Here is a 22,875-nt window from a genome sequence, read left to right on the forward strand (position 1 = left end):
TTACGTGGATGCCCCTTATGACCGATTTGTCTGCATTCCCCATCACGCAAAAATGGCCGGCCCAGTACCCGGAGTGGATCCAGCTCTATTCCTTGCCAACGCCCAATGGCGTCAAGGTTTCGATCATGCTCGAAGAGATCGGGCTGCCCTACGAGCCGCATCGTGTGGGCTTCGACACCAATGATCAGTTGTCCCCCGAATTTCTGTCACTGAACCCCAACAACAAGATCCCGGCGATCCTCGACCCCCACGGTCCGGGGGATCAACCGTTGGCGTTGTTCGAGTCCGGGGCGATTCTGATTTACCTCGCCGACAAGAGCGGGCAACTGCTGGCGCAGGAATCGGCGGCGCGTTACGAGACCATTCAGTGGCTGATGTTTCAGATGGGCGGTATCGGGCCGATGTTCGGCCAACTCGGTTTTTTCAACAAATTCGCCGGCAAAGACTACGAAGACAAGCGTCCCCGTGATCGCTATGTCGACGAAAGCAAACGCTTGCTTCAGGTCCTTGATGGTCGTCTGCAAGGGCGCGACTGGATCATGGGCGAGCGCTACACCATCGCCGACATCGCGACCTTTCCGTGGGTACGCAATCTGATCGGCTTCTACGAGGCCGGCGATCTGGTCGGTATCCAGAACTTTCCCAATGTCACCCGCGTGCTGGAACGTTTCCTGGCCAGGCCGGCGGTGATTCGCGGGCTGGAAATCCCGAAGCAACCCCTTTGAATCTCTCATCACCAAGGCAGGCAATGAGCTCATTCGATTTCAAGCAAGTAGATGTCTTCAGCCACGTCGCGCTCAAGGGCAACCCGTTGGCGGTGGTATTCGGTGCCGATAAGCTCAGCGATGAGCGCATGGCGGCGTTCGCGTCCTGGACCAACCTCAGCGAAACCACTTTCGTGCTCCAACCCCAAGACCCTCGAGCCGACTATCGGGTACGCATCTTCACCACGCTTCGGGAGTTGCCGTTCGCCGGTCACCCGACGCTCGGTACCTGTCATGCCTGGCTCGAGGCCGGTGGGGTGCCCAAGGGCGAGGAGATCATTCAGGAATGCGGCGTCGGCCTGGTGCGGGTGCGGCGACAGGGCGCTGAGCTGGCGTTTCTCGCGCCACCGCTGCTCAGGTCCGGCCCGGTGGAGGCCGAACTGGTCGAACGGGTACGACGCGGCCTGGGATTGGCGCCGGGTGCGATTGTGCGGACGCAATGGGTCGACAACGGTGCCGGTTGGCTGGCGGTGATGGTCGAGGATCGTCAGCAGGTACTGGATTTGCAGCCGGATCATTCGCAGATGTTGGGCCTCGCCGTCGGTGTCATCGCGCCGTGGTGCGTCGAACGCGATGGCGCCGAGGCGCAGTTCGAAGTGCGTGCGTTCATTTCCGGCGACGGCATGCCAGAAGACCCGGCCACCGGCAGCCTGAATGCCGGGATTGCCCAATGGTTGCTCAGCGAAGGGCTGGCCCCGACGTCTTATGTCGTCAGCCAGGGCCTGACCATGGGCCGCGGCGGGCGGATTCAGGTCGAGCAGGTGGGGGATGAGATCTGGATTGGTGGCGCGGTGGTGACCTGCATCAGCGGTACGATGACGTTATAACCTGTGGGAGCGGGCTTGCCCGCGATGGCGGTGATAACTTCAACGTCAATATCACTGACATACCGCTATCGCGGGCAAGCCCGCTCCCACAGGGTTCTGTGCTGAATGCGGGGGATTGTTGCCGAACCGGTAATGCTTTGTTCCGCGTCTGAGGTTTGTGCCCCGCGCCTTGCAGCGCATAAGCTTCGCCCCTACGACTTTTGTCTTATCCGCCGTTTTTCAGGAAAGCCCATGCCCAGTCAGTTCCCCGAAGCACGTCCACGCCGTCTGCGCCGCAATGCGAGCCTGCGCAGCCTGTTCCAGGAAACCGAGTTCAGCTTGAATGATCTGGTGTTGCCGATTTTCGTCGAGGAAGAGATCGACGATTTCGTGCCGATCAAGAGCATGCCCGGGGTGATGCGCATTCCCGAGTCGAAGCTGGCCGGTGAGATCGAGCGTTACGCCCGCGCCGGGATCAAGTCGGTGATGACGTTTGGCGTGTCCCATCATCTGGACAGCAACGGCAGCGACACCTGGAGCGACAACGGCCTGGTGTCGCGCATGTCGCGCATCGCCAAGGACGCCGTTCCGGAAATGATCGTGATGTCCGACACCTGTTTCTGCGAGTACACCGATCACGGCCACTGCGGCGTGCTGCACCATCACGAAGTCGACAACGACCAGACCCTGATCAACCTCGGCAAACAAGCCGTGGCCGCCGCCCGCGCTGGCGCCGATGTGATCGCACCGTCGGCGGCCATGGACGGGCAGGTCCGGGCCATTCGCCGGGCGCTCGATGAAGCGGGTTTCAGCCAGACCGCGATCATGGCCTATTCGACCAAATTCGCTTCGGCGCTTTATGGCCCGTTCCGCGAGGCCGGCGGCAGTGCGCTGAAGGGCGACCGCAAAAGCTATCAGATGAACCCGATGAACCGCCGCGAAGCCGTGCGTGAATCGCTGATGGACGAGCAGGAAGGCGCCGACGCGCTGATGGTCAAACCGGCCGGCGCGTACCTGGACATCATCCGCGACATTCGCGAAGCCTCGCGTTTGCCGCTGTCGGCGTATCAGGTGAGCGGCGAGTACGCGATGATCAAGTTCGCCGCCCAGGCCGGGGCCATCGATGAAGACCGGGTGGTGCGTGAGAGCCTGGGGGCGATCAAACGGGCCGGGGCAGATTTGATCTTCACCTACTTCGCGATGGACCTCGCTCTGGCCGGGATCTAAAAAATCAAAAGATCGCAGCCTGCGGCAGCTCCTACAGGTGTACTCAATTTCATGTAGGAGCTGCCGAAGGCTGCGATCTTTTGATCTTCAGCCGAAGAACGACCGAATATCATGGTCCCGGAAATACCGCTCGATCACCTTCGGATCGGCGCTGTAGTCGGCAATCGCCACATACGTATCCGGCCGCAGCAGGTAAAACCCGTTGCGCGCCAGCCCCGCCGTTTCAAACGCCGGCCGCCAGTCGAATACCTGCAACGGCAGGTGATGCTCGGCGCACCAGGCGATCATCTCGTCACTGGTGTCGCCATACACATGCACTTGCCACGTCGGGTCCTTTAGCGATTCGAAATTGTCCCCTTCACCGTCGTGGGCCCAGGGCAGGCGATCACCGCCGTGAACATGGCCAGCAACTCCTTCGCTCAACGGCATGCCGCGATAGTTGAGGGTGGTCTGCGACACCGTGCGAAACAGGAATTCCCGAGCGGCTTCCAGCGAGGTCATTTTCGGAATCAAGAAGGGCGCCACGCGGGTGCGCAGCAAGTCGGCAATTCGTCCTTCGGCGGTGACGAAGCTGAAGACCCGGTCAGTAGTTGCCACCAGTTGCCGGGCAAACGCGATGCGTTCAGTTTCATAACTGTCGAGCAGTTTGGGCGTGGCGCCACCGCTCAAAACCGTGGCGAGTTTCCAGGCCAGATTGATCGCGTCGCCAATCCCTGTGTTCATGCCCTGGCCCCCCGCGGGGCTGTGGACATGGGCGGCGTCACCCAACAGAAACGCGCGCCCGGTGCGAAAGTGATCCGCAACCCGGTGATGCACGCGGTAGGTCGAGAACCAGTTCACCTGATCGATCTGCACCTTTAAATGCTCGATAGCCCGGCTGCTGACGTCTTCAAACTGGAGGGTTTCGGCACGGTCGGCGCGCTTGTCGCGAACCGTGCCGATCAGGCGGGCGCGACCTTCGCCAGCCAAAGGGAATACGGCGAGGAAGTCGGCTTCATCAAGGTCCACATGCAGTTCACCGTTGAACGTCGGGCCACGAGCCTGCACATCCGCTACGTAGAAAATCTGCTGGTAAGTGCCGCCCGGAAAACCGGTGTCCAGCGTTTTGCGCACGATCGACCGGGCGCCGTCGCAACCTGCGAGATAACAGGCCTGGCAGATTTCCTGCTGACCATCGGGCAAGCGTAGCCGGGCGGTGATGCCGTCGCCGGTTTCCTCAAAATTTTGCAGTTCGGTGTCGCGCTCCACCGTAATACCGAAGGCCTCCAGGCGTTCGATCAGCAGGCGTTCGTGTTCGTCTTGCGGATACATTTCCAGAAACGCGTAGGGCGTCAGACCCTCGCCGATGGTGCTCAGCGGCAGGCGTGCGACCGGTTCGCCCTTGACCCAGAAATTCGCCGCGGCCACTTTATGGCCGTTTTGCACAATGGTGTCGCTGAGGTCGAGCTGGCGATACAGTTCAAGCGTTCGCGCCTGTACTGCCAGCGCGCGTGAAGTGGTGCCGGGTTCCAACGTCTTGTCGATGATGCGCACCCGAATTCCCAGTTTGCTCAACCACAGCGCCAGTACCAGCCCGGTCGGGCCGGCGCCGATGATCAGCACATCGCTACGGTTCATGAGCTGTCCTCCTCGGTGTGTGGAGCAAGTATGGTTCAGCCCGGATGCACCGGCCGCCCGGCTGCCCAACGGAAAACCACGCGTGTAGCAGCTGTCGAGCTTGCGAGGCTGCGTTCGGCTGCGCAGCAGTCGTGAATTCGGCGAACGCCGTTTACCTGAAAGAACTCAGTTGCAGGTTTTACGACTGCTGCGCAGCCGAACGCAGCCTCGCGGGCTCGACAGCTGCTACAGCGCTACAGCGCTACCGCCACGGGACAGGGTCATGGGAACAGTCCGCGACTGTCACAGTCATAGCCTGCGCCATGCCATTGATCGTATGGTTAACCCGGCTCAACGGATTTTGATGGAGCACCATGCAAGCCAATCGATTGATCATGAGCGTCGCGGCACTGTTGGTCCTGGCCGGTTGCGGTACTCAACGCACTCAGGAACCGCCGGTCCGCAAGCCCGCCGAGGTCAAGGCCGAGATCATGCGTCTGTTACCGGCCAAGACCTCCGACCGTCAAGGCTGGGCCACGGATATTTACGCGGCGTTTGCCGCGCAAAATATTCCACCGACCACGCAAAACCTGTGTTCGGTACTCGCCGTCACTGAGCAGGAATCGACGTTTCAGGCTGATCCACGGGTGCCGGGCCTGGGCAAGATCGCCCGGGAGGAGATCGACCGCCGTGCGGCCAAAGCCCACATTCCCGGCCTGCTGGTGAGCGGTGCCTTGCAGGTCAGTTCACCCAATGGCAAAAGTTACAGCGACCGGCTGAACGCCGCGCGCAGCGAAAGAGAACTCAGCGCGATTTTCGATGATTTCATTGGCATGGTGCCCATGGGACGGACGCTGTTCGATGGTTTCAACCCGGTGCACACCGGCGGGCCAATGCAGGTCAGCATCGACTTCGCCGAGCAGCAGGCGCGTCATTATCCCTACCCGGTGAACGGCTCGATTCGCCGCGAAGTGTTCACTCGTCGCGGCGGGATGTATTTCGGTATTGCCCACTTGCTCGGTTATCCAGTGAGCTACAAGCAACCGCTGTATCGCTTCGCCGATTTCAACGCCGGTTGGTACGCCAGCCGCAATGCGGCGTTTCAGAACGCGGTCAGTCGTGCGACCGGCATCCCGCTGGCACTGGATGGCGATCTGGTGCGCTACGGTTCGATCATGCCTGGCACCACGGAATTGGCGGTGCGCACTCTCGGCAAGCAATTGGACATGCGCAACCTGACCATTCGGGACCAATTGGAGGAGGGTAACAGTCTCGAATTCGAGGACACTAAGCTGTATCGGCGCGTGTTCGCCTTGGCCGAACAGGCTGAAGGCCGCCCATTACCCCGGGCGGTGTTGCCTGGAATCCTGCTGCAAAGCCCGAAAATCACCCGCAAACTCACCACGGCGTGGTTCGCCAAACGGGTCGATGAGCGTTATCAGCGCTGCATGAAGCGTGCAGGGAAGTGACCCAGATGCGGTGCGTCAGGCAGACCGCGCCAGTCGAGGCCCCTGTGGGAGCGAGCCTGCTCGCGAAAGCGGTACTACATTCAACGGATGAATTGGCTGACCCACCGCTTTGGCCGAACGCAATCTTCAGCAACTGCTACAAAGAAAGAGTCGCAGAGGAGATTTAGTCATGTATCAGCTTTACGGACATCAGAACTCGGGTGCGGCCGCCATCGAAGCCGCGCTGGAACTGTGCGAGGTTCCTTATCGCTTCATCGATGTTTCAGCGTCCCCGGAGGCGGTTCAGGCATTGGAGAAGCTCAACCCGCTCAAGCAGATTCCCACCCTGCAACTGCCCGATGGCGGTGTTCTGACCGAAAGTGCGGCCATCCTGATTCATCTGGGCATGACGTTCCCCAAATCGAACCTGCTGCCGGAAAACCCGCTCAAGCGTGATCAGGTTATTCGGGGCCTGGTGTACATCGTCAGCAATTGCTATGCCGCCATCGGCATCATCGATTACCCCGAACGCTGGCTGGCAGAGGCGGACGAATCGTCCAGGAAGAACCTCATGGCCGGTGCTCGCCAGCGTCTGCATTGGAGTTGGGAGGTGTTTGCCGATCAGTTCGCCGGCAAGTTGTACCTGGGCGAGGGAGCGCCGGGCGCACTGGATATTCTGGCGGCGGTGGTGACACGGTGGGCGGGTACCCGAGAGCACTTGCGCGCTGCGCGGCCGGGGTTCTCCGCCTGGCTCGAACGCTTCGACCGGCACCCTGCGTTGGCACCGGTTTTCGCGCGGCATTGGCCGTAAGAACACCGTTAGTCCAATGTAGGAGCGAGGCTTGCCCGCGAAGAACGATGACGCAGTTCATCGGTTCCACCGCATAACGGCTTTCGCGGGCAAGTCGGATCGCCGCACCGCTCGCTCCTACAGGAGATCACTGCATCGGATTGCAGCGTTTTATTCGCCGCGAATGTACTGCTCCAACTGACGAATCAGTTCAGCCTGTTCGGCAATGGCTTCCTTGACCAGGTCGCCGATGGACAGCAAACCTATCAACTCGCCGTTTTCCACCACCGGCAAGTGCCGCAGGCGTTTTTCGGACATGATGCCCATGCAGGTTTCGACGGTTTGATGGGTGTCCACGGTAATCACCGGCGCCACCATGATGTCGCTGACCGGTGTGCCGACGGAGGAGCGCCCCTTGAGCACCAGTTTGCGCGCATAGTCACGCTCGCTGATGATGCCGACGACCTTTCCCTCTTTCAGCACCGGCAACGCGCCGACGTTTTTTGCGGCCATCACCATCAGCGCTTCCAGCACCATTTGATGAGGCGCAATGGTGTGGACTTCCTGATTCTGTTGGGCCTTTAACTTGAGCAGTTGGGCGACGGTTTTCATGGCGGATTCTCGGGTGTTGTCGTTGTTCTTGAAGAATCGTAGAGACGCGCTCGCAGAGCAAGGCAGAAAGCGGCAGATACCGCGCAAAAAGCGTCATTCAGCGATTTTTCTTTGTAAAAGTCCGCCCCTGAGCGACGAAAATCCTGTGGGAGCGTGGCTTGCCCGCGAAGAATGCACCGCCGTTTTTTCAGGTACTACGCGTCATCGTTCTTCGCGGGCAAGCCACGCTCCCACAGGTTCTGCGTCTTAACTTGCCGGCATTATGGCAAGCCCCCCTCACCACACCGCCGATCACGCGTAGAATTACCCCTTGAATCAGATCGTTGAGGTTGCAGTGGTGGATTTACAGCAGGGCTTCGTCCTGACCCGGCATTGGCGCGATACCCCGGCCGGCACGGAAGTCGAGTTCTGGCTGGCGACCGATGTCGGTCCCCGGTGTATCCGCCTGCCGCATCAAACGTCGGTAGCGTTCATTCCGGCGGTCCAGCGCGAGCAAGCCGAAGCGCTGCTGCGCGGCGAGAAAAACGTCGAGCTGAAGCCCTTGGCACTTCTGGATTTCGAACACCGCCCGGTGCTGGGCCTGTATTGCCAGCAGCACGGTCAGTTGATGCGCCTGGAAACCGCGCTACGCAGATCAGGCGTCGATGTATTCGAAGCCGATATCCGCCCGCCGGAACGCTACATGATGGAGCGTTTCATCACCGCCCCCGTTTTGTTCGGGGGCACGCCCAACGCCGAAGGCTTTCTGCTCGACGCGCAAATGAAACCCGCCCCCGGCTACCGACCGAAGCTCAGGCTGGTCTCGCTGGACATCGAAACCACCGCTCAGGGCGATTTGTATTCCATCGCCCTGGAAGGCTGCGGCGAGCGGCAGGTGTACATGCTCGGGCCGCCCAATGGCGATGAGAGTGGGGTGGATTTCCAGCTCGAATACTGCGACTCGCGAACCCTGCTGCTGAAAAAACTCAATGAATGGTTCGCCCGGCACGACCCCGACGCGATCATCGGCTGGAATGTCGTGCAGTTCGATCTGCGCGTACTGCACGAACATGCTCGCCGCTTGGCGGTGCCGCTGAAACTGGGGCGTGGCGGCGAAGAAATGCAGTGGCGCGAGCACGGCAGCCGCAATCATTACTTCGCGTCGGCCGCCGGCCGGTTGATCATCGACGGCATCGAGTCGCTGCGTTCGGCGACCTGGAGCTTCTCCTCGTTCAGCCTGGAAAACGTCGCACAAACCCTGTTGGGCGAAGGCAAGTCGATCGACAACCCGTACCAGCGCATGGACGAAATCAATCGCATGTTCGCCGAGGACAAACCGGCCCTGGCCAAATACAACCTCAAGGACTGCGAACTGGTGACGCGGATCTTCGCCAAGACCGAACTGCTGACCTTCCTGCTCGAGCGCGCCAGCGTTACCGGTTTGCCGGCGGACCGCAGCGGTGGTTCGGTGGCGGCCTTTACTCACCTGTATATGCCGTTGATGCACCGTCAGGGCTTCGTCGCACCGAACCTGGGCAACAAACCACCGGAGGCCAGCCCCGGCGGTTTTGTCATGGACTCGCAACCCGGGCTGTACGAATCGGTGCTGGTGCTCGACTACAAAAGCCTCTATCCGTCGATCATCCGCACTTTTCTGATCGACCCGGTGGGCTTGATCGAAGGGCTCAAGCACCCCGACGACAGCGAGTCGGTGCCGGGCTTTCGCGGTGCACGTTTCTCAAGAACCCGGCATTGCCTGCCGGCCATCGTCGCCCGGGTCGCCGAAGGCCGTGAAACCGCCAAGCGCGAACACAACGCGCCGCTGTCCCAGGCGCTGAAGATCATCATGAATGCCTTCTACGGCGTGCTCGGTTCCAGCGGTTGCCGCTTCTTCGATACACGGCTGGCCTCGTCCATCACCTTGCGCGGTCACGAGATCATGCTGCGCACCCGCCAGTTGATCGAAGCACAGGGCCACGCGGTGATCTATGGCGACACCGACTCGACCTTCGTCTGGCTGCGCCGCGCTCACGGTCAGGCAGAAGCCGCGCAGATCGGCCACGCGCTGGTGGATCACGTCAACCAATGGTGGCGTGAGCATGTGAAACACGAATACGGGCTGGAAAGTGCCCTGGAATTGCAGTTCGAAACCCACTACAAGCGCTTTCTGATGCCGACCATTCGCGGCGCCGAGGAGGGCAGCAAGAAGCGCTATGCCGGGTTGGTCACCCACGCCGATGGCACCGATGAAATGGTCTACAAAGGCCTGGAAACCGTGCGCACCGACTGGTCGCCGCTGGCCCGGCAATTCCAGCAGGAGCTGTACCTGCGCATCTTCAATCGCAAGCCCTATCAGGATTACGTACGTGACTATGTGCGCAAGACCTTGGCCGGGGAATTCGACGAACGCCTGATCTACCGCAAGCGCCTGCGCCGTACCCTCGACGATTATCAGCGCAACGTGCCGCCCCACGTGCGGGCCGCGCGAATCGCCGACGACTATAATGACCAGCAGGGACGCCCGCGGCAATATCAGAACGGCGGCTGGATCAGTTATGTCATCACCGTCGCCGGCCCCGAGCCGCTGGAAATCCGCAGCGCGCCCATCGATTACGACCATTACGTCACCCGGCAGCTGCAACCGGTGGCGGATGCGATTCTGCCGTTCGTGGATGACGATTTCTCAACGCTGATTGGGGGGCAACTGGGCCTGTTTTGAGTCCAGCAGCGACAGTGTCCAGTCGTCCGGTATGCCATGAAAATACTGATCCAGCGCCTGATGGAACAGGCTGCCTTTTGGCGAAACCTGGGCAAACAGCGTCATCGATGAATGAAACTTGAGGTTGTCGGGATGACCGAAAATCTTGGCGATCGACCGATGAGGAACGTCCAGGACCAGTTGCGTGCACATGCGCAAGCGTGGACCCAGTAACGGATGTTCCAGGTACGCGGTGGCTTCTTCACTGGAGCGAATGGCAAAGTAGCGGGACATCTCGCTGTCACCCAGCCCGGAAAACTGCGGAAAGATAAACCACATCCAGTGCCGGCGCTTCTGGCCGGCGCGCAGCTCCTCCTGCACCCACTCGAACACAGGGTCCTGCGCCTGGACGAAGCGTGGCAAATTGAACGAGTCGAGCTGATCGGTACTTCTCATGCCGATGCCCTCTGACAGAACCGCGATGGCTCAGACCATGGCCAACCGCTGCTTGCGTTGTGGCGCGCGAAACGCTTGGTCCAGCGCCTCCAGATCCCCGACTTCAAGCCGCAATTGCGCCGCTTGCGCATTGAGCTGCACGTGCTCGGGACGGACCGCTTTGGGGATGGCGATCACGCCGTTCTGACGCAGAATCCATGCCAGTGCGACCTGCGCCGGTATCGCCTCGTGACGGGCGGCAATTTGCTTGAGCGTCGAATTGGCCAGCATGTGCCCGCCCTGGCCGATCGGACAATAGGCCATCACCGGCATCCTTTGGTGCTGGCTCCAGGGCAGCAAATCGAATTCGATGCCGCGTTCTTCCAGGTTATACAGCACCTGATTGGTGGCGCAGGCCGGCGAGGCCAATTCTTCCAGGTCGTCCAGGTCAAAATTGGACACGCCCCAACGGCCGATCTTGCCGTCTTCGCGCAGGCGCTCGAAGGCTTCGACGGTTTCCGCAAGGGGATAATCGCCGCGCCAGTGCAACAGGTAGAGATCGATGTAATCGGTATTCAACCGCCGCAGACTGCGTTCGCAGGCCTGGGGGATGCCTTTGCGGCTGGCGTTATAGGGGTAGACTTTGCTGACCAGAAAAACCTGATCACGCCTGCCAGCGATGGCTTCACCCACCACCTCTTCAGCGCCTCCTTCGGCGTACATTTCAGCGGTGTCGATCAGGGTCATGCCCAACTCGATGCCCAAACGCAGGGCTGCAACTTCCTTTGTGTGTCGGGAGCGTTCCTCTCCCATGCGCCAGGTTCCTTGGCCGATGACCGGCACATGGCTGCCGGCCAGCTCAAGAGTACGCATGCATCCTCCTTTCTAAAGTCCGATCGATACTTCAGTTGGCAGCAAAATAGCCCGGTGGTTCCGTCCGGCAAGGTCAAAAGATCGCAGCCTTCGGCAGCTCCTACTCCATCCGCGATATCACGGATATACCCCGCCCCTGTAGGAGCTGCCGAAGGTTGTGATCTTCTGACCTACAGGGTGGAAAACTTGTACACCGTAGTCTGGCTATAACTCTTGCCCGGATCCAGCCGTGTGGACGGGAAGTTCGGCTGATTCGGCGAGTCCGGATAATGCTGAGTCTCCAGAGTAAACGCCCCCCAATGCGGATAAATCTTGCCAGCCTTGCCCTTGACCGTGCCGTCGAGGAAATTGCTGGTATAGAACTGCACACCCGGCTCAGTGGTGTAGAGCTGCAAGCGGCGCCCGGATTGCGGATCGCTGACGTCGGCAGCGAGTTTGCCCAGATCACCCTTGGCGTCCAGCACCCAATTGAAGTCAAAACCGCCTTGTTTCGGTTCGGCGAATTTCAGTTGCGGGTGATCAGCCTTGATGTGTTGACCGATGGCAGTCGGTTGAGTGAAATCCATCGGCGTGCCGGCGACCGGGGCGAGTTCACCGGTAGGGATCAGTTTGCCGGTGACCGGCGTGTAGCGGGCGGCATGCAAGGTCGCAAGCTGCTTCAGCACGTCGCCATTGCCCGCACCGGCCAGGTTGAAATAGCTGTGGTTGGTCAGGTTCAGCACCGTGGATTTGTCAGTGCTGGCCTTGTACTCGATGCGCAGCTCATTGTTCTCGGTGAGGCTGTAGGTGACTTCGGTTTTCAGGTTGCCCGGGAAACCCATTTCACCACTCGCCGACAGATACGTCAGGGTCACGCCCACCGAATCCTTGCCGTTGCTCGGTTCGGCTTTCCACACCCGTTTATCAAAACCCAGGGCCCCGCCGTGCAATGAATTGCTGCCGTCGTTGAGTGGTACCTGATAGCGCTTGCCATCCAGCTCGAAGGCACCGTTGGCCAAACGATTGCCGAAGCGGCCGATGGTTGCGCCGAAGTACGCGGTGCCACTTTGATAACCCTGCACATCGTCGAAACCCAGCACCACATCGTCGAGTTTGCCGTTTTTGTCCGGCACTTTCAGCGACTGCAGAATCCCGCCGTAGGTAATGATCGTGGCTTGCAGGCCATGGCTGTTGCGCAAGATGTATTGCTCGACGGGCGTGCCGTCACTGGTTTTGCCGAAGGCTTTGTGTTCGCTGGACAAGCCAACGGCGTGAGCGGGGAGGGTGGCGATCATCAGGGACAGTCCGAGGCCGGAAAGCAGGTGTCGAGATTGAAGCATGGTTGACCTTCCTTTTTGTTGTTTTGAGAAGTAGTCATACTAATAGTCGGGTTTTAACGCGATCAAGGAAGGATTTATAGCTTATCTATGCGGTGTTGCAATTAAAAAGTATGACTAGTTAGGGTATCTTCCATGGTGATCAGCGCTTACGGACCACCGGCACTGCACTTTTTCGGCTTTCGCGGTTCTATCCTTGGCCAGCCCGCGGCGATCCCCACCGCCGGCCCATGCCCAAGTTCAAGAACCCATGGCTCGAGTTTTACCCCGCTTTACCCCGCACATTCGCCGTCATTGCTGGCTGCTGATTGGCCTGTCGATGCTCTTCGCCAGTGGCTGCAGCCATCAGCCGGGCAACGATATCGTCAGCCAGTTTCGCAACGGCACACCCCAGGAGTTCCTCCAGACCAGCGTCGATCGCATGGCGACCCTGGCGATGCGCGACAATCTCCAAAGCCTCTACCTGCTGATGAACAAGCTCTACCTGCGCAACCCGGACGAGCTGAAAAAATCCGGCTTCCTCGATGTCGGCACCGCAGAAAAACAAGTGCGCCTGGCCATCGAACAGCAACAGCCACTGCCCACCCTCGGCGGCAAAAAAGACCTCGCCGCGCTGAGCTACGCCATGAGCCCGGAATTTCTCGGCGACCGGGTCGGTGCCTTCATCTATGCCATCGGCAGCATGCTGGTCACCGCCCACGGCAATCGGCTGGAGTTCTACATGACGGATGCAATCAACCCGACCTTCGTCAGCAATGCCGCGCGCAACATCGAGAAAGCCACCTGGATCTTGAGTCAGCGACAAAACAAGCAAGGCGAGCCCTTGCTGTTTTCCAACGAAATCTCGGAGGAGGGCAGCAACCTGAGCTTTGCCGTGGAGTTCGGCAAAATCGTCGCGCGGCTGGACCTGCTGACCCAGATGCTCGACGAACGCTACCGACGGATCGGCCTCAACTACGCCCAGAGTTTGTTGTTTCTGAATTTCTTGCCGGTGCAGTAAAGCGAGTGCTGCCCCTGTAGGAGAGAGCTTTTGTGGGAGCTGGCTTGCCTGCGATGCAGACGGCTCGGTTTAACGTCGAACCGAGTTGATGCCATCGCAGGCAAGCCAGCTCCCACAAAAGCCCGATCCCATGGGATTTGACAGAAGGAATATCGTGTTCAGGCCCAATGGATTGGCATAACGATAGACCGCATCGATATAACTGGTTATAAGAAAAATCGCTATGCTGCGAGCCGGTTATTTCCCTGCGATTTTCTGGGCGTATGAATGGAATTCGGTAATTTCGGGTTGGTCGTTGCAGGTCTGGTGGTCGGCTTTATTGTCGGGATGACCGGCGTTGGGGGCGGTTCGTTGATGACCCCCATTCTGCTGTGGTTCGGCGTCAACCCGGCCACGGCGGTGGGCACGGACTTGCTGTATGCGGCCATTACCAAATCCAGCGGCGTGCTGGTTCATCGCAAGAACAAGAACATCGACTGGGCGATCACCGGTTGGCTGACCCTCGGCAGTGTGCCGGCAGTAGCGCTGACGCTATGGTTTTTGAGCAGTTTGCAGACCTCGCCCGATGCGATGAACGCTGTTATCAAACAAGCCTTGGGCTTCGTATTGTTCGCCACGGCGCTGGCGATTTTCTTCAAGAAACGCTTGCTCGATTTCGCCCATAAACGGGCTGGCGGCCACTACAACCCTAGCGGTCCCCGGTTGAACGCAATGACCGTCATCACCGGTCTGATCCTGGGCACCATGGTGGCCCTGACCTCCATCGGCGCCGGCGCTTTGGGCACCGTTGCGCTGTTCATTCTGTACCCGATGCTGCCTACCCGCCGCCTGGTCGGCACCGAAATCGCTCACGCGGTGCCCTTGACCCTGGTCGCCGGCCTGGGCCATGCGAGCATGGGCAACATGGATTGGCAGATTTTGGGCTACTTGCTGGTCGGTTCACTGCCGGGGATTTACCTGGGCAGCCATTTGACCGGGCGGATCTCCGACGAACTGCTGCGTCCGTGCCTGGCCACGATGCTGGTGCTGATCGGCTACAAGCTGGCGTTCTGATCCGGCACTGTATAGATCACAGAATTTAGCGGAATCATGCCCTCGCTGGCGTAGTCAAAACTATGACCACGTTCAGATGAGGTCATGACGTTCATGAACAGCCCCGTAAGCGATCTTCTTCGACGGTTCAACCGCCCTCGCGGCGAGCCACCCGGCAATGCGGCCGACGTACTGCGCCGTCATGCCGAGCCGTTGCCTGCACTCGACTCACCTGAATTCGGCGAAATGTTCGACCGCTTTGGCGACGCCAGCGTGGTGCTGATCGGCGAAGCCAGCCACGGCACCCAGGACTTCTACCAGACCCGAGCGGCGATCACCCGCCGCCTGATCGAGCAGCACGGCTTCAGCATCGTCGCGGTCGAAGCCGACTGGCCCGATGCCGGCCAGATCGACCGATGTGTCCGCGACCTGGGCCGCTCCGCCTGGAAAAAACAGGCCTTCGCCCGATTCCCCACCTGGATGTGGCGCAACACGGCCGTGCAGACCTTTACCCGCTGGCTGCACCACTATAATCGCGGACTGATGCCTTCGCTGCGGGTAGAGTTTCGGGGACTGGATGTTTACAGCATGCGTCACTCCATCGACGAAGTGCTGGGCTATCTCGATAAGACCGACCCGCAGCTGGCAAAAGAAGCTCGACATCGCTACAGCTGTCTGACGCCGTGGCATGACGACCCGGCGCTGTACGGTCATTTCGCTGAGCGGGGCAACATGGCCACGTGCGAGGACGCAGTGGTCGAGCAATTGAATGTGCTGCTGGGCGAACGGCTCGATCCGATGGTCGCCGACGATGAAGCGTTTTTCAGCGCCACCCAGAACGCCCGCGTGGTAAGGGCCGCCGAGCAGTATTACCGCGCCATGTACCGCGGCTCGACTTCCTCGTGGAACCTGCGTGACCTGCACATGTTCGACACCTTGCAAACCCTGATGGTGCATCGCGGAGGAGGCGCCAAAGCGGTGGTGTGGGCGCATAACTCCCACATCGGCAACGCCGCCGCGACGCAAATGGGATGGGAGGGGCAGTTCAACATTGGCCAGTTGTGCCGCACCGCCTACGGCTCGCAAGCGGTGCTGATCGGAATGGGCACCGACCACGGCACCGTCGCCGCCGCCGATGATTGGGATGAGCCGATGCAGGTCAAACAGGTGAACCCGGCATTGGCCGACAGCTGGGAACAACTGTTTCTCAAGGCCGGCATTCCCGCCGCGCTGCTCGACTGGCGGACGTCACCGAGCGAGGAATTGCTCGACGTACTCGCTGAGCCGTTACTTGAACGCGCCATCGGCGTCATCTATCGACCCAGGACCGAGCGCCAGAGTCATTACTTTCAGGCAGTGCTGGCGGAGCAGTTCGACGCTTTCGTCTGGATCGAAAAAACCCATGCGGTCTCGCCATTGCCGGCGCCCGAATTCATGGAGCACGAGGAAGACACCTTTCCGTTCGGTATATGACAGCAAATGACGGGTCTCTATTCCCGGGTAAAAATCTCCAGCAGATGCCCGTCCGGGTCATCGAAATACACCCGTCGGCCACCACCGTAATCATTGATCTCGTTCGGCCGTTGCTTGCCAGGATCGGCCCACCAGGGCTGCTTGAGCGTTTGCAGGCGAGCGAAGGCTGCATCGAAGTCTTTGTCGCCAATCAGAAACGCATAGTGCTGGGAGGCAATCGGCGGGTCGTTGTTGTAGAAGTCCAGCGACACCCCGTTATCGAACTTGACTACCAGCATCGGTCCGAACGGCTCGGCATCGGGCAGGCCGAGGAGGTCGGTCAGGTAACGGGCCGACACCTGTTTGTCACGGCACCAGACGATGGTGTGGTTCAGCTGAGCGCTCATGGAAAAATCCTCACGGCGAATCAGGTCGTGCAAGTGGTGCTATGAGATTAGCTCAGGCTGTTGCGCAATGACTGCCCTGACCTAAGCTTGGGGCAAGGCGAAACACAAATACGGTGCGTCACCCGGAACGTTCGCCGCGATGCGCAATCATTAGAGCGTGGATATTAAAAGGAGATGCGCATGCTCATCAGGTCTTTAACCCTGGCTACTCTGCTGGCTTTCGTCGGCCCCTTGTTCGCCGCCGATGACGATTCCCCTCTGGTTAAAGACGTGGGCAGGGCCCGTCCCCTGATTGTCATCACACCCAGTTCGGTCGACCCCACCTGGGTCAGCCTGAAAAAATCCCTGGATGAACCCGCCAGCCGCAAGGGCTTCACCGAGCGAAACATGGTGCTGTACACCGTGATCAATACGATGGGGCAACGCGACGGCAAAGACCTCGACCCGCAAACGACGATGGCGTTGATCCGCTCGCTCAAGCTGGGCGCCGGGGCGAAGAGCAAAATCATCCTGATCGGCAAGGACGGCGAAAAGAAGCTTGAAAAGGATGTGGTCGAGCTGAAAGAGATTTTCGCCACCATCGACGCGCTGCCAGCAGCCGAAAAGGAAGCAACGGTGCCACTACCTCCGCCGGTCACCGAAACCGCACCGGCCAAGGGCGCAAAAGGCAAGCCGGCGAAACCTGCCAAGCCGCCTGAGCAGCCGGATGATTGAATTTTCGCTGGTAAGTTAAGAAATTTGAGCGACGAAAATCCTGTGGGAGCGCGGCTTGCCCGCGAAGAATGCACTGCGGTTTGTCAGCTATTACGCGTCATCGTTCTTCGCGGGCAAGCCACGCTCCCACAGGTTCTGCGTCTTGACCATTTTTCGTTTATCCCCCGAACGTCCGTAGCAGCTGCCGAGCCCGCGAGGCTGCGTTCGGCTGCGAAGCAGTCGCAAAATCTGCCACGGAGTCTTTCAGGCAAACCGCATTCTCTGGATTACGACCGCTTCGCGGCCGAACGCAGCCTCGCGGGCTCGGCAGCTGCTACAGAGCGCCTGGTTATTCGGTCAGGGCACTGAATATTTTGTGGGCGATTTTGACTCGCTCTGCGTTCGGATAATTTTTGTTGGCCAGGATCACGATGCCGATGTCCTTCGCCGGGATAAAGGCGACATAGGCGCCGAAGCCGCCGGTTGAGCCGGTTTTGTTGATCAGCACAGTGTCGCGTTGCGGTTGGGGCGGGTTCAGCCACCGGACTTCATGCGCCTCAAAAGCCATCTGCGACGAGTTGCCCGCCAGCAATGTATCGAGCGTCACCGGATAGTTGTAGAGCTCCCATCCCAACCCTTGAATCATCTCGCCGACGGTGTAGTAACCGGTATGAGTGGTGGCGATGGCTTGCTGCAAGGGCTTATCCAGCGACATCGGATTCATGTTCGCCTCAACATAGCGAAGCAGGTCCGAGGCGCTGGTTTTCATGCCATACGCTTCGGAATCCAATGCGCCCGGCCCGACCCGCACTGGCTTGTCGTCCTTGTTGTAACCTTGGGCGTAAAGCGCCATCTGATCCTGCGGCACCTTGAGGTAGCTGTGTTTCAAGCCGAGTTTCGGCAGCAAGGTTTTTTCCATCAGCTCATCGAACGGCGCACCCATGCTTTGTGCCGCCAGATAGCCGAACAACCCAATACTGGGGTTTGAATATTGGCGATGAGTGCCGGCGGCGTAGGTCGGTTTCCACTGCTTGAAATAGCCGAGCATTTTGTCCTGATGGTCTGCATCGCTGGGGAACTGCAGCGGCAGACCGCCGGCGGTGTAGGTGCCGAGTTGCAGCACGCTGATGCTATCGAACGCGCTGCCACGCAATGCCGGCAGAACCTGACTGGCGTTGTCCGACAGGGCCAGTTTGCCTGTCGCCTGCGCGTAGGCGGCGAGGGTGGCGGTGAAGGTTTTGCTCACCGAACCGATCTCGAACAGGGTGTCTTCGGTAACGGCTTTGCCGTTTTCTTTCGAGGCCACGCCGTAGTTAAAGTAATGCGGTTTACCATTGACGGTAATTGCGACCGCGACACCGGGGATCTGCTGTTGCTGCATCACCGGTTCAATGGCGGTCTTGACGATGGCTTCAATGCGGTCGTCAGCAAAGCTGTGGCTAACGCCGAGCAGAAGTGCGAAAGCGCTGTAAGACGCGAGTTTTCTCTGATTCTTTTTAGGCATGATTGAATTACTTTCCATGAGTTTCTGTTGTGTTAACCGCTACACTCCGAGCGGTTTTTCAAGCCGGTCTGTCGCTGGGCGAGCCAAATCTATGCAGTTTGGCGAAGACCGACAAACGACGATATTTCGGATGAGCCATTAGAAAATTTTGGGAATGGGCATGATTCGACCTCATCTGCCGCTGAATGCGCTGCGCGCTTTCGAGGCTTCGGCGCGCCATCTGAGTTTCACACGGGCGGCGGTGGAGTTGTGTGTCACGCAGGCGGCGGTGAGTCATCAGGTCAAAAGCCTTGAAGCCCAGCTTAACGTGACTTTGTTCAAACGCCTGCCCCGAGGCCTGATGCTGACCAGCGAAGGTGAAACCCTGCTGCCGGTATTGCGCGATTCCTTCGACCGGATCGCCGAGACCCTGGAGCGTTTCGAGGGCGGGCATTTTCGCGAGGTGTTGACGGTAGGGGCTGTGGGCACGTTTGCGGTCGGCTGGCTGCTACCGCGGCTGGTGGATTTTCAGACGAAACATCCGTTCATAGATTTGCGCCTTTCAACCAACAACAACCGGGTGGACGTGGCCGCTGAAGGCTTGGATTACGCGATTCGATTTGGCGCGGGAGCGTGGCATGGGATCGAAGCGGTACGGTTGATCGAGGCGCCGCTGTCGGTGCTTTGCGTTCCCGAGATTGCGCGACAATTGCACACACCGGCCGATCTGTTGCAGCAAACGCTGTTGCGCTCTTATCGCACGGATGAGTGGCCGGAGTGGTTTCAGGCGACTGGTCTTTCGGCCCATGCCGCCCCGCCCCGGAGCATTGTCTTCGACTCGTCGCTGGCGATGATGGAAGCGGCGTTGCAAGGGGCAGGTGTTGCGTTGGCACCGCCCTTGATGTTCTCCCGGCAACTGGCGGCGGGCGCAATCGAGCAACCGTTTGCCATCGGGATCACCACCGGTAGCTACTGGCTGACCCGTTTGCAGTCGCGGGTTGAAACTTCGGCGATGGCCGCGTTCAAGCAATGGCTACTACAAGTGGCACATGATGAATCGTAGGAGCTGCCGAAGGCTGCGATCTTTTGATCTTGATCTTTAGCGATTTCAGCGTCGCCAAACGTCAAGATCAATAGATCGCAGCCTTCGGCAGCTCCTACACAGGCTTGCGGAGTGTTTTCGAGGATTACCGCACCAGACACGGTCGCTTGTTATCGAACTTCCACCCCGGAATCAGAAACTGCATCGCCACGCTGTCATCCCGCGCGCCCAGCCCCATGCCTTTGTACAGCTCATGGGCCTTGGCTAGTTGATCGATATCCAACTCAACCCCCAGGCCAGGTTTTTTCGGCACCTGCACGCAACCATCAATGATCTGCAGCGGCGCTTTGGTCAGGCGTTGGCCGTCCTGCCAGATCCAGTGGGTGTCGATGGCGGTGATTTCACCCGGCGCGGCAGCCGCGACGTGGGTGAACATGGCCAGGGAAATATCGAAGTGGTTGTTGGAATGCGAGCCCCAGGTCAAGCCCCATTCGTGGCACATCTGCGCGACCCGAACCGAGCCCTGCATCGTCCAGAAGTGCGGGTCGGCCAAGGGAATGTCTACTGATTGCAACTGGATCGCGTGACCCATTTCCCGCCAGTCGGTGGCGATCATATTGGTCGCGGTTTTCAGGCCCGTGGCACGCCGGAACTCGGCCATGACTTCCCGGCCCGAATAGCCGTTTTCCGCACCGCACGGGTCTTCTGCATAGGCGAGAACGTGATGCTGATCCCGGCACAGGCGGACTGCTTCTTTCAGCGACCAGGCGCCATTCGGATCGAGGGTGATGCGCGCATCGGGAAAGCGTTCGGCGAGTGCGGTGACCGCTTCGATTTCCTCGTCGCCGCTCAACACGCCGCCCTTGAGTTTGAAGTCCTCGAAGCCATAACGGGCGTGAGCCGCTTCGGCCAGGCGCACCACGGCATTGGCGCTCATGGCTTTTTCGTGACGCACACGGAACCAGTCGTTGTCGGCGTCCGGTTCGCTGCGGTAGGCCAGATCGGTTTCGTTGCGATCACCGACATAAAACAGATAACCGAGCATCTTCACTTCGTCGCGCTGCTGGCCTTCGCCGAGCAGGGCCGCGACTGGCACATCCAGGTGTTGACCGAGCAAGTCGAGCAGGGCGGCTTCCAGGCCGGTGACCGCGTGAATGGTGATGCGCAGGTCGAAGGTCTGCAGGCCGCGACCACCGGCATCGCGATCGGCAAAGGTCTGGCGCACTTGATTGAGGATCTTCTGGTAAGTGCCGATCGGGCTGCCGACCACCAGTGCGCGCGCGTCTTCCAGCGTCTGGCGAATACGCTCGCCACCCGGCACTTCGCCGACGCCGGTGTGGCCGGCGTTGTCCTTGAGGATCACAATGTTGCGGGTGAAAAACGGGCCGTGGGCGCCACTCAGATTGAGCAGCATGCCATCGTGGCCGGCCACCGGCACAATCTGCATGCTGGTGATGATCGGGGCTTTTGCGGCTTCTTGTGCGTTCATTTCTATGTCCTTGAAAAGCAGGTATTCAGGCGTGACGGGGCGAAGGTTTGCCCATGGCAACGGCCGGTGCGGGTTTCGGTTTATTACGCGCCGCGAAGACGATGATCGCGGCGATGATCGAGGTGGCGGCCAGGCCGTACAGCCCGCCCTGAATCGAGCCGGTGTGTTCTTCCAATAGACCGAAGGTGGTCGGCGCGACGAAGCCGCCGAGGTTGCCCACCGAGTTGATCAGTGCGATCACACCGGCGGCGATCCGTGCATCCAGGTACGCCTGTGGAATCGGCCAGAACAGCGACGAGGCCGATTTGAAACCCAGCGCGGCAAAGCAGATGGCGACGAAGGCGAAGATCGGCCCGCCCGTGGTGGACATGAACATCCCGGCGGCAGCGATCAGCAGGGCGGCGGCGACCCAGGCTTGCTGGTGCTTCCATTTGGCCGACAGCGAGGCGAAGGCGTACATGCCGACGATCGACAGCAACCATGGAATCGAGTTGAACAACCCGACCTGAACGTCGCTCAGGTCACCCATTTTCTTGATGATGCTCGGCAGCCAGAAGGTCGCGGCATAGATGGTCAACTGGATGAAGAAGTAGATCAGGCAGAACAGGATGATCTGGCGATCCTTGAGCAGTGTGCCCAGCGACGGTTTGATCGGCGTCGCGGCTTCGCGGGCCAGTTGTTCGTCATCGATGGCTTTGACTAGCGCGTCCTGCTCGGGACGGGTCAGCCATTTGGCATCGTGGGGCTTGGAGTCCAGCCAGAACCAGACGAACACGCACAGCCCGACCGAGAACATCCCTTCAATGAAGTACATCCACTGCCAACCGTGCATGCCCAAACCGCTGATTTGCAGCAGCAACCCGGACAGCGGACCGGAGATCAGCGACGCGATGGCCGAGCCGCTGAGGAAGATCGCAATCGCCTTGCCGCGTTCGACGCCGGGCAACCAGCGGGTGAAGTAATAAATCACTCCGGGGAAGAAACCGGCTTCGGCCACGCCCAGCAGAAATCGCAGGATGTAGAAGTGGGTTTCGTTCTGGATGAATGCCATGCAGGAAGCTACCAAGCCCCAGGTCAGCATGATGCGGGTCAGCCAGATTCGTGCGCCGACTTTTTGCAGGAGGATGTTGGATGGGACTTCGAACAGCGCGTAACCGATGAAGAACAGACCGGCACCGAAGCCGTAGGCGGCAGCGCCAATGCCCAAGTCATGCTCCATGTGCGCGCGGACGAAGCCGATGTTCACACGGTCAATGTAGTTGACGATGAACATGATCACGAACAGCGGCAGAACGTGGCGTTTCACTTTCGAGATGGCGGACTTCAGGACCGAATCGGTGTCTTCGTCCATCCCGGATATGGATGTATTCACTGCTTTTTCTCCCACTCGTTGTTTTTATGCGGGGTATGGCTTGGGTGCTGCGTTGTTGATAGACATCATACAACTACGGTTTTTTGTCCTACAAGTGCTGTCTCTCAACAAAATGGTGCTAGAGAGGAAGTTTTTTATTCGTTTTTTGGGTTTGTGTGGCGTGTTTACTGGGTTTTATTGAGGGTTGCTCACTCGATGATTCTCTCTTCAGCGCGACGGAAGGCTTAGGTTCTACGGTTTAAATCGTCTTTTTCAGTGTGGTTATTGAATGTTGTCATACAAGTTGAGCCGCTTCTCAGCGAGATTCCAGTCACCGAGAAGCCCGCGCCAGTGCTACGATCCGGATAACCCGCTTTACGGA

Annotated in this window: 20 protein-coding genes; 11 read left to right on the top strand and 9 right to left on the bottom strand. The window is 59.4% G+C overall.

Translation table 11 applies throughout. The features are described from left to right. Positions 1–17 precede the first annotated feature (17 nt). From NHU87_RS00395 to hemB, 3 genes are all read left to right on the top strand, one after another. The gene (locus NHU87_RS00395) at positions 18–725 is read left to right on the top strand and encodes a glutathione binding-like protein (RefSeq protein ID WP_253544763.1); all 708 of its coding nucleotides are present in this window, start codon (positions 18–20) and stop codon (positions 723–725) included. Positions 726–748: 23 nt separating this feature from the next. Continuing rightward, on the top strand, positions 749–1,591 hold the full coding sequence (locus NHU87_RS00400) for a PhzF family phenazine biosynthesis protein (protein WP_253544764.1): 843 nt from the start codon (positions 749–751) through the stop codon (positions 1,589–1,591). A 231-nt stretch (positions 1,592–1,822) separates the two neighbouring features. Continuing rightward, positions 1,823–2,797: a porphobilinogen synthase gene (gene hemB, locus NHU87_RS00405; protein WP_253544765.1), complete on the top strand. Its 975-nt coding sequence runs from the start codon at positions 1,823–1,825 to the stop codon at positions 2,795–2,797. 87 nt (positions 2,798–2,884) lie between these two features. Here the strand turns inward: hemB and NHU87_RS00410 are convergent, their stop codons facing one another. Then, a complete protein-coding gene (locus NHU87_RS00410; RefSeq protein WP_253544766.1) occupies positions 2,885–4,414 on the bottom strand; it encodes an FAD-dependent oxidoreductase in 1,530 nt (509 codons plus the stop codon). A 353-nt stretch (positions 4,415–4,767) separates the two neighbouring features. Between NHU87_RS00410 and NHU87_RS00415 the strand changes: the two genes are divergently transcribed. Both NHU87_RS00415 and NHU87_RS00420 read left to right on the top strand, forming a co-directional pair. Beyond that, entirely contained in the window at positions 4,768–5,862 is a 1,095-nt protein-coding gene (locus NHU87_RS00415; RefSeq protein ID WP_253544767.1) for a DUF1615 domain-containing protein, read from the top strand. 169 nt (positions 5,863–6,031) lie between these two features. Next, complete coding sequence (locus NHU87_RS00420; protein ID WP_253544768.1) at positions 6,032–6,652, top strand: glutathione S-transferase N-terminal domain-containing protein; 621 nt, start codon at positions 6,032–6,034, stop codon at positions 6,650–6,652. A 150-nt stretch (positions 6,653–6,802) separates the two neighbouring features. Here NHU87_RS00420 and NHU87_RS00425 read toward each other — a convergent pair whose 3' ends face one another. Next, positions 6,803–7,243: a CBS domain-containing protein gene (locus tag NHU87_RS00425; RefSeq protein ID WP_007901706.1), complete on the bottom strand. Its 441-nt coding sequence runs from the start codon at positions 7,241–7,243 to the stop codon at positions 6,803–6,805. A 337-nt stretch (positions 7,244–7,580) separates the two neighbouring features. Here NHU87_RS00425 and NHU87_RS00430 point away from each other — a divergent pair, with 337 nt between their 5' ends. Then, a complete protein-coding gene (locus NHU87_RS00430) occupies positions 7,581–9,941 on the top strand; it encodes a DNA polymerase II (protein WP_253545602.1) in 2,361 nt (786 codons plus the stop codon). Here the strand turns inward: NHU87_RS00430 and NHU87_RS00435 are convergent. From NHU87_RS00435 to NHU87_RS00445, 3 genes are all read right to left on the bottom strand, one after another. Then, entirely contained in the window at positions 9,906–10,376 is a 471-nt protein-coding gene (locus tag NHU87_RS00435) for a DUF1810 domain-containing protein (RefSeq protein WP_253544769.1), read from the bottom strand. The two genes, NHU87_RS00430 and NHU87_RS00435, sit on opposite strands and share 36 nt — an antisense overlap. A gap of 30 nt (positions 10,377–10,406) precedes the next feature. Beyond that, positions 10,407–11,228: an aldo/keto reductase gene (locus NHU87_RS00440; RefSeq protein ID WP_253544770.1), complete on the bottom strand. Its 822-nt coding sequence runs from the start codon at positions 11,226–11,228 to the stop codon at positions 10,407–10,409. Between the two features lie 170 nt (positions 11,229–11,398). Further along, a complete protein-coding gene (locus NHU87_RS00445; protein WP_253544771.1) occupies positions 11,399–12,547 on the bottom strand; it encodes an aldose epimerase family protein in 1,149 nt (382 codons plus the stop codon). Positions 12,548–12,794: 247 nt separating this feature from the next. Between NHU87_RS00445 and NHU87_RS00450 the strand changes: the two genes are divergently transcribed. The 3 genes from NHU87_RS00450 to NHU87_RS00460 all read left to right on the top strand — a co-directional run bounded on the left by NHU87_RS00450 (position 12,795) and on the right by NHU87_RS00460 (position 16,049). After that, complete coding sequence (locus tag NHU87_RS00450; RefSeq protein ID WP_253544772.1) at positions 12,795–13,544, top strand: hypothetical protein; 750 nt, start codon at positions 12,795–12,797, stop codon at positions 13,542–13,544. 267 nt (positions 13,545–13,811) lie between these two features. After that, a complete protein-coding gene (locus NHU87_RS00455; protein WP_253544773.1) occupies positions 13,812–14,597 on the top strand; it encodes a sulfite exporter TauE/SafE family protein in 786 nt (261 codons plus the stop codon). A gap of 93 nt (positions 14,598–14,690) precedes the next feature. Then, on the top strand, positions 14,691–16,049 hold the full coding sequence (locus NHU87_RS00460; protein ID WP_253544774.1) for an erythromycin esterase family protein: 1,359 nt from the start codon (positions 14,691–14,693) through the stop codon (positions 16,047–16,049). Between the two features lie 17 nt (positions 16,050–16,066). On the opposite strand, the gene NHU87_RS00465 is transcribed toward NHU87_RS00460, so the two are convergent. Beyond that, entirely contained in the window at positions 16,067–16,435 is a 369-nt protein-coding gene (locus NHU87_RS00465) for a VOC family protein (protein ID WP_253544775.1), read from the bottom strand. Between the two features lie 180 nt (positions 16,436–16,615). Between NHU87_RS00465 and NHU87_RS00470 the strand changes: the two genes are divergently transcribed. Continuing rightward, complete coding sequence (locus NHU87_RS00470) at positions 16,616–17,149, top strand: DUF4174 domain-containing protein (protein ID WP_253545604.1); 534 nt, start codon at positions 16,616–16,618, stop codon at positions 17,147–17,149. 328 nt (positions 17,150–17,477) lie between these two features. Here the strand turns inward: NHU87_RS00470 and ampC are convergent, their stop codons facing one another. After that, on the bottom strand, positions 17,478–18,632 hold the full coding sequence (gene ampC / locus NHU87_RS00475; protein WP_301271310.1) for a class C beta-lactamase: 1,155 nt from the start codon (positions 18,630–18,632) through the stop codon (positions 17,478–17,480). A gap of 160 nt (positions 18,633–18,792) precedes the next feature. Between ampC and NHU87_RS00480 the strand changes: the two genes are divergently transcribed. Then, on the top strand, positions 18,793–19,674 hold the full coding sequence (locus NHU87_RS00480) for a LysR family transcriptional regulator (protein WP_253544777.1): 882 nt from the start codon (positions 18,793–18,795) through the stop codon (positions 19,672–19,674). Positions 19,675–19,798: 124 nt separating this feature from the next. Here NHU87_RS00480 and gudD read toward each other — a convergent pair whose 3' ends face one another. Further along, a complete protein-coding gene (gudD, locus tag NHU87_RS00485) occupies positions 19,799–21,142 on the bottom strand; it encodes a glucarate dehydratase (protein WP_253544778.1) in 1,344 nt (447 codons plus the stop codon). A gap of 25 nt (positions 21,143–21,167) precedes the next feature. Then, positions 21,168–22,514, bottom strand: coding sequence for an MFS transporter (locus NHU87_RS00490; protein ID WP_253544779.1), 1,347 nt, complete (start codon positions 22,512–22,514; stop codon positions 21,168–21,170). Positions 22,515–22,875 lie beyond the last annotated feature (361 nt).

Source organism: Pseudomonas mandelii (assembly GCF_024138395.1).
Taxonomy (GTDB): domain Bacteria; phylum Pseudomonadota; class Gammaproteobacteria; order Pseudomonadales; family Pseudomonadaceae; genus Aquipseudomonas; species Aquipseudomonas mandelii_E.